The organism is Gemmatimonadota bacterium (assembly GCA_016209965.1).
GTDB lineage: Bacteria > Gemmatimonadota > Gemmatimonadetes > Longimicrobiales > RSA9 > JACQVE01.
The window spans coordinates 1-11,936 of the sequence record JACQVE010000141.1 but is presented as its reverse complement, the minus strand read 5'-3'; the positions used below and the strand labels follow the sequence as shown (position 1 = coordinate 11,936).

General features: G+C 69.4%; 10 protein-coding genes. 9 read left to right on the top strand and 1 reads right to left on the bottom strand.

All coding sequences use genetic code 11. The annotated features are described in order from the left end of the window. Positions 1–25 precede the first annotated feature (25 nt). Positions 26–2,515 (top strand): peptidase M14, encoded by a 2,490-nt coding sequence (locus tag HY703_05865; GenBank protein ID MBI4544697.1) that lies wholly within the window; start codon positions 26–28, stop codon positions 2,513–2,515. 21 nt (positions 2,516–2,536) lie between these two features. On the opposite strand, the gene HY703_05860 is transcribed toward HY703_05865, so the two are convergent. Then, on the bottom strand, positions 2,537–3,280 hold the full coding sequence (locus HY703_05860; GenBank protein ID MBI4544696.1) for a zinc ribbon domain-containing protein: 744 nt from the start codon (positions 3,278–3,280) through the stop codon (positions 2,537–2,539). A gap of 41 nt (positions 3,281–3,321) precedes the next feature. Between HY703_05860 and HY703_05855 the strand changes: the two genes are divergently transcribed. The 8 genes from HY703_05855 to HY703_05820 form a co-directional block, all read left to right on the top strand. Continuing rightward, positions 3,322–4,356, top strand: a complete 1,035-nt coding sequence (locus HY703_05855) for an NAD-dependent epimerase/dehydratase family protein (GenBank protein MBI4544695.1) — start codon at positions 3,322–3,324, stop codon at positions 4,354–4,356. A gap of 28 nt (positions 4,357–4,384) precedes the next feature. Further along, positions 4,385–5,257 carry a TIGR00730 family Rossman fold protein gene (locus HY703_05850; protein ID MBI4544694.1) on the top strand — a complete coding sequence of 291 codons (873 nt, stop codon included), beginning with the start codon at positions 4,385–4,387 and terminating at the stop codon, positions 5,255–5,257. Further along, positions 5,247–6,407 carry a deoxyhypusine synthase gene (locus tag HY703_05845; protein ID MBI4544693.1) on the top strand — a complete coding sequence of 387 codons (1,161 nt, stop codon included), beginning with the start codon at positions 5,247–5,249 and terminating at the stop codon, positions 6,405–6,407. Before HY703_05850 ends, HY703_05845 begins: the two co-directional genes overlap by 11 nt. A 105-nt stretch (positions 6,408–6,512) precedes the next feature. Continuing rightward, positions 6,513–7,421 carry a TIGR01777 family protein gene (locus HY703_05840; protein ID MBI4544692.1) on the top strand — a complete coding sequence of 303 codons (909 nt, stop codon included), beginning with the start codon at positions 6,513–6,515 and terminating at the stop codon, positions 7,419–7,421. A gap of 284 nt (positions 7,422–7,705) precedes the next feature. Further along, entirely contained in the window at positions 7,706–8,824 is a 1,119-nt protein-coding gene (gene lipA / locus HY703_05835; GenBank protein MBI4544691.1) for a lipoyl synthase, read from the top strand. A 28-nt stretch (positions 8,825–8,852) separates the two neighbouring features. Further along, on the top strand, positions 8,853–9,953 hold the full coding sequence (pdhA, locus tag HY703_05830) for a pyruvate dehydrogenase (acetyl-transferring) E1 component subunit alpha (GenBank protein MBI4544690.1): 1,101 nt from the start codon (positions 8,853–8,855) through the stop codon (positions 9,951–9,953). Next, positions 9,941–10,924, top strand: a complete 984-nt coding sequence (locus tag HY703_05825) for a pyruvate dehydrogenase complex E1 component subunit beta (GenBank protein MBI4544689.1) — start codon at positions 9,941–9,943, stop codon at positions 10,922–10,924. The genes pdhA and HY703_05825 overlap by 13 nt, the downstream gene beginning before the upstream one ends. Before the next feature lie 147 nt (positions 10,925–11,071). Then, positions 11,072–11,936 (top strand): E3 binding domain-containing protein (locus HY703_05820; GenBank protein ID MBI4544688.1); only part of this gene is annotated, 865 nt, incomplete at its 3' end.

The window sequence follows — 11,936 nt, the reverse complement described above, 5'->3', positions numbered from 1 at the left end:
GAAACCCTATCCAGGAGGCTGCTTCGTGCAGCACCGCACTGGCGCTCGACGCGCCTCGATCCTCTGGCTACTCGTAGCGGCGGCGTGTGCCCCGCGACCGGGGGCGCTGCGGCCGGATCCGGTCGTGGCCGTGCCGGCGCCCGCTTCGCACCTGGGGTTCGAAGTAGGGGCGGACCGCAAGCTGGCGGACTGGAACCAGATCACGTCGTACCTGACGGCGCTGGCACAGGTCAGTCCGCGCGTGCGGCTCGACACCCTGGGCGAGACGACACTGGGCCGCCCGTTCCTCATGGCCACGATCTCCAGCCCGGCGACCCTGGCGAGATTGGACAGCTACCGCGAGATCCAGCGCCAGCTCGCAGACCCGCGCCTCCTCCCGTCGGAGGGTGAAGCCGAGCGCCTGATCGCCCAGGGGAAGACGGTGGTTCTGATCACGGCTTCGATCCACTCGACCGAGGTGGGAGGCTCCCAGGTCCCTCTGCGCATTGCTCACCGGTTGGCCAGCTCGAGCGCCCCCGCGGAGCTCGAGATCCTGGAGAATACGATCGTGCTGCTCGTACCCTCGCTCAACCCGGACGGCGTCGACCTGGTAGGGGACTGGTACGAGAGCACGCTGGGACAGCCCTGGGAGGGCGCGTCTCCTCCCTTCCTGTACCACCATTATGTGGGCCACGACAACAACCGCGACTGGTACGCGTTCACGCAGCGTGAGACACAGCTCACGGTGGAGCGGGTGCACAACGTCTGGCGTCCGCAAATCGTACACGACATCCACCAGATGGGCTCGCGCGGCGCCAGGATCTTCTTTCCCCCCTACATCGACCCCATCGAGCCCAATGTGGACCCGCTACTGGTGGCGGGCGTGAACCAGTTGGGGAGCTTCATGGCGGCGAGTCTGACGGCGGCCGGCAAGCGCGGCGTGGTGGGGAACGCGATCTACGACGCCTGGACGCCGGCGCGCGCATACTCGCATTATCATGGGGGCGTACGCATCCTCTCGGAAACCGCCTCTGCCAACCTGGCCTCGCCCATCCGGGTGCCCTTCGATTCGCTACAGCCCGGCCGCAATTACGACGCGCGCCAGGCCAGCTGGAATTTCCCCGAGCCATGGCCAGGCGGGGAGTGGCGGCTGGCGGACATCGTCGACTACATGGAGGCGGGGGCGTTTGCCCTGCTGACCCACGCGGCCCGGCACCGGGCGGAGTGGCTGCGCGCGTTCCTGGAAGTTGGAGAGAGGGCTGTGGGCGGCTGGCCTGTTTGGCCCGCCGCGTGGCTGATTCCCGCAGAACAGGAAAACCCCGCCGCACTGAACGAGCTGCTCCGCATCCTGGTGACGGCCGATGTGGAAGTGCACCGCGCGGGTGTGCCCTTCCGTGCACGGGTGAACGGCCCGGCTGCGGCAGGGCGAAGGCGGAGCATCGGCGTGGAAACGGAAGCAGCCGGCCCGGCCCGGGAGTTTCCGGCCGGCACCTACGTGGTCCCGATGGGACAGCCTTACGCGGCATTCGCCCAGGCGATGCTGGAACGCCAGGAATATCCCGACCTGAGACTCTATCCGGGTGGCCCGCCCAAACGTCCCTACGACGTCACGGCACACACGCTCCCGCTCCTGCTCGGCGTGCAGGCTGTGGCAGCGGAAAGCGTCGAACCCGGCGTCGACCAGCTAGCCCTCTCGGAACCGGTCGCGGCTCCCGAGGTGAGGCGCTTCGCGCCCGGGTTGACCCGCCGGGAGGGGGGTGGGGGGCGTACCGTGGCAGCAGCCGCGCCGCTGCGCATAGGCCTCTATCAGAGTTACGCCCCCTCCATGGACGAGGGCTGGACGCGCTGGCTGCTGGAGGCCTACAGCGTCCCATATAAGTCGTTGCACGACAGTGACATACGGGCTGGCCAGCTGGGCCGTTCGTGGGACGTGGTGATCCTGGCCTCGCAATCCCCAGCAGATCTGGTGCAGGGCCGGCGCGCGGGGAGTGTGCCGCCGCAGTATGCGGGTGGGCTGGGTGGCGAGGGCGTGGCCGCATTGGCGGCGTTCGTACAGGAGGGCGGCACGCTGGTGACGCTGGAGGAGGCCAGCCGTTTTGCCCTCGAGCACCTGCAACTGCCGTTGCGGGACGTGGTGGCAGGCCTGCCAGCGGCCGATTTCTTCATTCCTGGGTCGATCCTGCGGCTGGAGTTGGATGGCGCGCACGCGCTGGCCGCGGGCATGCCGGAAGGGACGATTGCCTGGTATGGTGAGGAGAGCCTGGCCTTCGAGGCAACGGCGCCGCAGGCCCGCATTGTGGGCCGGTACGGTTCGGGCGATCCGCTGCTGAGCGGCTGGGCCTTGGGCCGCGAGCGGGTCGCCGGCAGGGGAGCGCTGGCGGAGGTCGAGGTTGGCGCGGGCCGCGTGATCCTCTTCGGCTTCCGGCCGCAGTATCGGGGTCAGAGCATGGCGACTTTCCCCCTCTTCTTCAACGCCCTCGCTGCTCCCCGGCGTGGGCCGGGCGTGCCGGCGTCCTGGGACTCATTTTCGTGGTAGTGAGGCGACGCGGCAGGTGAACTATCGCCCCAGGAATCGCTCGGCTGCGGTGCGGTAGCTGGGGAGGATTGCTGCGTGCTCCCGATACTCGGGCCGGGGCCGGCTGATCTCGGCGTCGTAGGCGGCCAGCAACTGCTGGTGGTAGCGGCGCGCTGCCTCGCGGTCTCCGGCGGCGCCAGCGGCCTGGGCGGCTGCGGCCAGTCCCAGCAGATGCTGCGGGTAGCCGGACAGGATGCGTTGTGCGGTGGCGAGTGCCGCGGCCGCGTCGCCGGCGGTGAGCTCGAGCTCGCTCAGGTGGTAGTGTGCGTCGTCGTCAAGCTCGCCGGCCTGGCGGTAGGCGGCGATGGCCATGGGCAGGAAGAAGGCGACCTGAGCGGAATCGCCGGCCTCGCGTGCCCGCATGATGCGGTTGAAGAGGCGGTCCGCCTGCTCGCGCGGCGTGCCGGTGAGTGGCGGCGCGGCACCCGGGAGTGGAGTGGGGCTGGCCGGACCGGAGGGTGTAGCCAACCCGCGTCCGTCCTCCGCCGGGTCGGAGCGCAGCGCCGGCAGGAGCAGGGCGATGGTGAGGGCGACGAGGGCGGCCCCAGCAATCACCCAGGGGAGGCGCGAGGGGGCGGCGCGGACCGCGGCGCCGCAGCGCGTGCAGTACCTGGCTCCGGGGAGCAGCTCCGTATTGCATTGCGTGCAGCGCGCGCCCCGCAGCGGCGCGCCGCAGTGGGCGCAGTACGCGCCCGAGCTCTCCGTGCGGCAGGAGGGACATTTCATGTTCGGAAATCTAGATGCCGGGGCGCAGTGGCGGCTAGTGTATGAGAGTTTTTCTGACCGGCGGCACGGGACTGGTCGGCTCGCATACCGCCGAGCGGCTGCTCGAGCGCGGCCACCAGGTCGTGGGGCTGGTGCGGCCCGGCAGTGAGCGGAGTCACCTCGAGTCGCTGGGCGCGGCACTGGTCGAAGGCGACATCACGGATGCGCCGGCGCGGCTGGCCGGCGGAATGGAAGGGTGTGATGCCGTGGTTCATGCCGCGGCGCTGGTCTTTCGCCGCGCGTCCTGGCAGCACTACGAGGCAGTCAATGTCCAGGGCACGGAGAACGTGCTGCGGGCGGCGGGGCTGGCGCGGGCGTCGCGCGTGGTCCACGTTTCGAGTGTGGCCGTCTACCGCGGGCTGATCGGCCGGGCGCGTATAAGGGAAGAGGACTGGCGATCGGGTGAGGTGCCGGCGCGGGACGTCTACGCGCGGTCGAAGCGGCGGGCGGAGGAGGTGGCCTGGCAGCTCCACCAGCAGGGTGTTGTCCGGCTCAGCACGGTGCGACCTTCGGTCATCTATGGCGAGCGAGACCGCCTCTTCACCCCCATCCTCGCGCGCCTGGTTTCGCTGCCGCTCCTGCCCGCGCCGGCCGGTGGGCACGCCGCGTTGCCGGTGGTGTACGCGGGCAACGTTGCGGACGGCGTGGTAGCGGCACTCGAGCGCGATGCGGCCGTGGGGCGGGCGTACAACCTGAGTGAGGACGCGCGGCTTACCCTGCGGGAGCTGGTCACCGGTTTCGGGGTGGCGCTGGGCCGCACGCCGCGACTGCTCCCTGTGCCTGGCGCCGCGCTGCTTGTTCTGGCGTGGGCTGTGGACGCGCTGCTGAGCCTGATTCCTGGGGCGGCGCCGAACCTGCGCCGCGGCGCGCGGCTGCTGCTGCACGGCAACCCGTACGTGGCGGAGCGCGCTCGCCGCGAGTTGGGCTGGGGCGCGCGGGTGAGGCCGGCCGAGGCACTGGCGCGAACGGCGGCGTGGTATTGCGGCGCGGGCGTGCTGCCCCGGCGGCGGGGTGTGCGGCCGCGGCGGCGCGAGTAGCAGCGGAGGGCAACGGAAGGAGCTGCTGATGGCCCCGAAGAAGCAGGACCCCATACCGATGGCGGAGCTGAATCGCGGCCGGCCAACCGAAGATGAGCGTCTCTTCCGGCGGGAGGCCATGCTGCCGGTGGAGGATTTCACCCACACGGACCCCTGGCGCGTTTTCCGCATCATGGGCGAGTTCGTCGAGGGCTTCGATACGCTGGCGGATCTGGGGCCCGCAGTGGCCATCTTCGGCAGCGCGCGGGTCGGGCCGACCGATCCCTTCTACCTGGCGGCGTCGGAAACCGCCCGCGGGCTGGCCGAGGCGGGCTTTGCCGTGATCACGGGCGGCGGCCCGGGCATCATGGAGGCGGCCAACAAAGGGGCTGCAGAGGGGGGCGGCGCGTCCGTCGGTTGCAACATCGAGTTGCCCTTCGAGCAGGGGATGAACGGCTACGTGAGGACGGCCATCAACTTCCGCTACTTCTTTGTGCGCAAGACGATGTTCGTGAAGTACTCGGAGGCTTTCATCATCTTTCCGGGCGGCTTCGGCACCATGGACGAGCTGTTCGAGGCGCTCACCCTGATCCAGACCGGGAAAGTGCGTAACTTCCCCGTCATTCTGTTCGGCCAGGCCTACTGGCGCGGACTGCTGGATTGGATGCGCGGCCGGATGCTGGCCGAGGGGAAGGTCTCTGCCGAGGACCTGAAGCTGCTCGTGTGCACGGATTCGCCGCAGGAGGCGGTGCAGACCGTCATCGACTGCTACGACGCGCAGTGCGCGGAGGCGATCGCCGACTCGGAGGGGGCGCGCGCCGTGGCCAGCAGCAGCGCGTGGCGGGGGCGCGGCGGCTTCCGGCCCGGGCCGCGCCCAGTGGCGAAGCGCGCGCCGAGCCCGGATGAGAGCAATGGCAGCTAAGAGCCAATACCTCTCGGGCGCGCCCATCTCGCCCCGCCCGGTGACAGCGGAAATGACGGTGGCGGAGGTGATCGACGGGGCTTTCCTGGCATATAACGCGGGCCGGCTGCGCGAGGCCTGCCGCCTCTTCACCGAGAAGATGCTGGAGGACGACGTCACGGTGGGCGTCTCGCTGACCGGAGCGCTGACGCCCGCAGGGCTGGGGATGAGCAGCCTGATCCCGCTCATCGAGGCCGGATTCATCGACTGGATCGTGTCCACAGGCGCGAATCTCTACCACGACACGCACTTCGGGTTGGGCCTCGAGATGCACCAGGGCAACCCCTTCGTGTCGGACGTGGTGCTGAGGGAGGAGGAGGTCGTCCGGATATACGACGTCTTCTTCGATTACTCGGTGCTGCTGGACACGGACGCATTCTTCCGCAAAATCATGCAGGAGGCCGAGTTCCAGCGGCCGATGTGCACAGCGGAGTTCCACCACCTCTGTGGGAAATACGTAGCGGAGCGGGAGCGGGCGCTGAACCTGCATCGCAAATCGCTGCTGGCGAGCTGCTACGAGTACGACGTCCCCGTTTACACCTCGAGCCCGGGCGACTCGTCCATCGGCATGAATGTGGCCGCCCTGGCGCTGCAGGGGAGCAAGCTGGTGCTGGATGTGAGCGCGGACGTTAACGAGACGGCGGCCATCGTGCTGGACGCGAAGCGCCGGGGCGGCAAGTCCGCAGTGGTGATTTTTGGCGGCGGCAGCCCGAAGAACTTCGTGCTGCAGACGGAGCCGCAGATCCAGGAAGTGCTGGGCATCGAGGAGAAGGGGCATGACTATTTCCTGCAGGTCACGGATGCGCGGCCGGACACGGGCGGGCTCTCGGGGGCGACGCCGGGCGAGGCGGTGAGCTGGGGGAAGATCGACCCTGACCGGCTGCCGGCCGCCGTCGTCTGCTACAGCGACTCGAGCATCGCTCTGCCGCTGCTGACGGCGTACGCGTTGGCGCGGCGGCAGCCGCGGGAGCCGAAATTCTTGTTCCGGCGCCGCGAGGCACTGATGGAGCGGCTGCGCGCCGAGTACGAGGTCTCGGTGCGGAACGAGGCGCGGCGGGAGCGGGCGCGACACGGCGAGGCGCATTCGGTGACGCTGGAGCGGGACCGCTGAGGCGAGGCCGAGGGCTGGCGCTAGGGCTGGCTCTTCTCCGGCGCGGCTGGCTTCTCGCGTTTCGCCCGTGCTGTCTTGAACGCGGCCCGGAGGGCGGAAGGTTGCATGCGCATTGCGATCACGGGTTCCACGGGTTTCATCGGCAGCGCGCTGGTGCGGGAGCTGGGCGGGGCGGGGCATTCCGTGACCCCGGTGGTACGGCGGCGGCCTCCAGGTGCCAGGGATTCGCTGGTGCTGTGGGATCCCGTGGGTGGCAGGATCGATGCGGCAAGGCTGGAGGAGCACGACGCGGTCATCCATCTGGCAGGTGAGCGCATCGCCGGCGTGTGGACGGCTCTCAAGAAGCGGCGCATCCGGGAGAGCCGGGTGCTGGGGACGCGTCTTCTATGCGAGGCGCTTGCTGGTCTGAGCCGCAGGCCAGGCGTGCTGCTATCGGCCAGTGCCGTGGGGTATTACGGCAGCCGCGACCCGGCCGAGGTCCTGGACGAGGGCAGTGCGCCGGGCGCGGGCTTCCTGGCGGCGGTGGCGCAGGAGTGGGAGGCGGCGACGCGGCCCGCGGAGACAGCGGGGATCCGCGTGGCCCGCATGCGGTTCGCGCCGGTGCTGGGCCGGGAGGGCGGGGTGCTGGCCGCCATGCTGCCGGTCTTTCGGCTGGGGCTGGGTGGACGGCTGGGCGATGGGCGCCAGGTCTGGAGCTGGATTGCGCTGGACGACGTCGTCGGTGCCGCGCTGCACGTCCTTTCCCGTGACACTCTCTTCGGTCCCATCAATTTCGCGGCCCCGCAGCCCGTGACCAACGCCGAGTTCACGCGCACCCTGGGGCGCGTGCTGGGGCTCCCGACGATCTGCGGGGTGCCGGCTGTGGTGTTGCGACTGCTGCTCGGCGAGATGGCCGAGGAGATGCTGCTGGCCGGTGCGCGCGTCGCGCCCGAGAAACTTCTCGAGTCGGGATACGTGTTCGCCTATCCGGAACTTGAGCCGGCGCTGCGCCACATGCTGCGCGGTCGCGGGTGACCCCCGGCCGCCGGAGGTGCGCGGGCGAGCGGGATGTTGGTCTAGCAAGGGCGGGCCTGAGCGCGCGCGCCGTGGCCGTGGGCGGGCCTTTGCTGAGCCTGGCGGCCGCATACTATGTTGCCGTGCCTTAGCGGTCGAATTCGCCAGTACGGTCGCATTCGGCCGCCGGCCCATCCTTACAAACTCGACCACTTAGCGATCCGCGTCAGCGAGCCGAAGCGGCGCGGGCGCTGCCGGCCGGTTCGAGTCGGGATGACGACATGCAGGGAATGATCGAGAGGAAGATGATCGGGCACCGGACGGCACACGGCTACGCGCCACAGGGCAAAGACACCGGGATCGTGAAGTCCAAAGGCACGGCCCGGCTGCCGGTGCTCGAGGGGCAGCAGCCTCTCCCGCTGGATGCGCGCAAGCCGGCGTGGCTCAAGGTTCGCTCGCCGGGCGGCCCGAACTACCGGCGGCTCAAGGGGTTGATGCGCCAGCAGCGCCTGCACTCGGTATGCGAGGAAGCAGGGTGCCCGAACATTGGCGAGTGCTGGGAGGTGGGTACGGCGACCTTCCTCATCCTGGGTGACGTCTGCACCCGAGCGTGCAAGTACTGCGCGATCGCCCACGGCATGCCCACCGAACTGGACTGGGACGAGCCGCGTCGCGTGGCGGAGGCCGTGGCGGAGCTGGAGCTCGAGCACGTCGTGGTTACCAGTGTGAATCGCGACGAACTGGCGGATGGCGGCGCCGCGATCTTCGCGGAAACGATCCGGCAGTGCCGGGAGCTGCGCCCCGGCTGCACCATCGAGGTGCTGATCCCGGACCTCAAGGGGGACGAGTCGGCGCTGCGCGAGGTGGTCGAGGCGCGCCCCGACATCCTCGATCACAACCTCGAGACGGTAGAGCGCCTTCATCCCTGGGCGCGGCCGGGCGGCCGCTACTGGCGCAGCATTTCCCTCCTGGGTGCGGCCAAGCGCATGGCTCCGGAAATGCTGACCAAGTCCGGGGTCATCCTGGGGCTGGGCGAGGAGCCGGCCGAGATCCGGCAGGCGCTGGTGGACCTGCGCAAGGCGGCCGTCGACATCCTGACGTTGGGCCAGTACCTGCGGCCCTCGCCGCAGCACGCGCCCGTGGCGCGCTGGGTGACGCCCCGGGAGTTCGCCGAGTGGAAGCGAGTGGGTGAACAGGCGTTGGGCTTCCACCACGTCGAGTCGGGGCCGCTGGTGCGTTCGAGCTATCATGCGGCAAAGCAGGCGCGAGTGGTGCAGGCCGGGGGAGTAGGACAGATCCAGGACGTGCTCGAGGCGGATCTAGCCGCGCCCAGCGTGGAGCGGCACGCGCGTCCGGATCGGGCGGACATCGCGCACGATGGACTGGTGCAACTGGAGGTTCGGCGGCGTGCGGTGGGGGCTTGAGGCGCGGCGGCAGAGCGGGAGCAGAAGCATGACGGACGCCAGGGCAGCGGAAACGAGCAGAAGGGTCGAGCCAGCCCGCCGGGACGGGAAACGGCTGGCGGGTTTGGATGCAGAAACACTGCACCACTTGCTCTATCAGATGCTGTTGGGGCGGCGGTTCGAGGAGAAGAGCGCCGAGGCCTATGCTCTGGGCAAGGTCGGCGGCTTCTGCCACCTCTACATTGGCCAGGAGGCGGTCACGGTTGGCGCGTACAGCGTGCTGCGACCCGACGATTACGTGATCGCGGCCTACCGCGACCACGTGCAGGCGCTGGCCAAGGGGATTGCCCCCCGCGAAGTGATGGCCGAGCTGTACGGCCGCTCCGGCGGCTGCTCGAAGGGCAAGGGCGGCTCGATGCACATGTACAGTGCGGAGCGGCGTTTCCTGGGCGGGTGGGGCATTGTGGGCGGCCAGATCCCGCTGGGGACAGGCGTCGGCTGGGCGATCAAGTATCGTGGCGAGGACCGGGTCTGCTTGTGCTTCATGGGCGAGGCCGCGGTGAACCAGGGCGCGTTCCACGAGTCGCTGAACATGGCAGCGCTCTGGAAGCTGCCCGTGATCTACATTGTAGAGAACAACCGGTTCGGCATGGGCACGGCCTGGGAGCGGGCGTCGGCGCTGTACGACATTGCGCAGAAGGGGGGAGCCTACGACATGCCCTCGGCCACGGCGGACGGGATGGATGTGCTGGCCGTGAGGGAGGTGGTGGGCGAAGCGGTCGAGCGGGCGCGGAAGGAGTCCGTGCCCTCGCTGATCGAAGCGCGCTGCTACCGGTTCATGGGGCACTCGATGTCCGACCCGGTGCACGGCGTCTACCGCACCAAGGAGCAGGTCGAGGAGGCGAAGGAGAAGGATCCGATCCGCATCTTCATTGACCGGCTGAAGGAAGCCGAAGTGCTGAGTGACGAGGCGCTCAAGAAGCTGGACGAGCGGGTGCGCGGGGAAGTGGAGGAAGCGGCGCAGTTTGCCGAAGGCTCGCCTGAGCCGGCGCCGGAGGAGCTGTACCGCGACGTTTACGCCGAGCTGCCGGAGCGGGGGCGCATCTTCTTTGACGGGCGGGAGGAGGCGGGAGGCGCATGGCGGTCATAACGTATCGCGAGGCGTTGAATCAGGCGCTGGTCGAGGAGATGGAGCGCGACCCCGACGTCTTCCTGATGGGCGAGGAGGTCGCGCTGTACAACGGCGCGTACAAGGTGTCGAAGGGGCTGCTGGATCGGTTCGGCGAGAAGCGCGTGGTAGACACGCCGATCACAGAGCTCGGCTTTGCGGGCGTCGGCATTGGCGCGGCGATGGTCGGGCTGCGCCCGGTGATCGAGTTCATGACCTTCAACTTCTCGATCCTGGCCCTCGACCAGGTGTTCAACAGCGCGGCCAAAGTGCATTACATGTCGGGCGGCCAGTTCAAGTGTCCCATCGTGTTCCGCGGCCCGAGCGGCGCGGCATTGCAGCTTTCGGCGCAGCATTCGCAGGCGCTGGAGTCGACGTATGCGCACTTCCCGGGGCTGAAGCTGTGCACCCCGGCCACGCCGGCTGACGCCAAGGGGCTGCTCAAGTCGGCCATCCGCGATGACGACCCGGTGGTCGTGATGGAGGGTGAGCTGCTTTACGCCCTCAAGGGCGAGGTGCCGGATGCCGAAGACCACCTGGTGCCGCTCGGCGTGGCCGAGGTGAAGCAGGAAGGCCGTGACATCAGCATCATCACGCACGGCAAGATGGTGCACGTTGCGCTGCAGGCGGCGGCGCGGCTGGAGAAGGACGGGATTCAGGCCGAGGTGCTGGATCTCCGCTCGCTCCGGCCGCTGGATATGGACGCTGTGCTGGGCAGCGTGCGCAAGACCAACCGGGCGGTGTACGTCGAGGAGGGTTGGCCGTTCGTGGGCATTGGCGCGCAGATCGTCGGCCTGATCCAGGAGGAGGCGTTCGATGAGCTGGATGCGCCGGTGCTGCGGGTTACCCAGGCTGACGTGCCCATGCCTTACAGCAAGGGGCTGGAGAAGCTGGCCAAGCCATCCATCGAGCGGGTGGTCGCGGCGTGTAACCGGGCGCTTTACCGGGATTAGGAAGGGGGCGGGGCGGGGACGCGGGGAGAGCGCGACACGGCGCGGGACGGCACCGCACCGTGTCTCCGCTCACCATGTCAGGAGAATGCCGGGTTCGGGAAAGGGATACGGAGTCGGGTGCGGGCGCGGGCGCGGAAAGGAGAGGGGATGGCGACGACGGTGCACATGGAAGCCCTTTCGCCGACGATGGAAGAGGGGCAGCTCGTGAAGTGGTTGAAGTCCGAGGGGGATGAAGTGGAGGAAGGAGACGGGCTCGCCGAGATCGAGACGGATAAGGCCACCATGGAGCTGGTGGCGCGGCGCGCTGGTGTGCTGCGCAAGCAGTTGCTCTCGGAGGGGGGAACGGCACCCGTGGGCGCAGTGATCGGCGTTATTGCCGCGCCGGACGAGGACATTGCGGAGCTGCTGAAGGAGGCGCCGGCGGCGGAGGAGCGGGAGGAGCGTGAGGAGGAGGTGACGGCAGCCGCCGCGGAGGGGGAAGAGGAGGAGGAGGAGGAAAAGGAGGAGCTGGCGGCGGAGGCGGCGGAGCGGGCGCCCTTGGGGAAGGCGGAGCGGAAAGAGGCGGCGGTTGCTCCAGAGGCGGCGGCGGCGCGGCCAGCCCGGCGCCCGGCGCCTGAAGCCGAGCGAGTGGCGGCGCGGGCGGCCGCGGCGCCGGCAAAGGTGCCGAAGCCGGACGGGCGGGTGAAGGTCTCGCCGCTGGCGAAGCGACTGGCGGCGGAAGCCGGGCTCGAGCTGGAGCAGGTCCGGGGCACGGGGCCGGGCGGGCGGATCACCAGGCGGGACATCGAGGCGGCGGTGCGGCCGGCCGTCGAGGCGCGCAGGGAGGCGCCGCCCGCGGTTCCGCCGGAAGAGAGGCCGGAAGTCGAGGAGCTGCCGGTCTCGCAGATGCGGAAGACGATCGCGAAGCGCCTGGTGACCTCGATCGGCCCGGTGCCGACGTTCTACCTCACGGTCGAGGTGGAGGTGGCGCGGCTGCTCGAGGCGCGCCAGCGGCTGAACGAGCGGCTGGAGG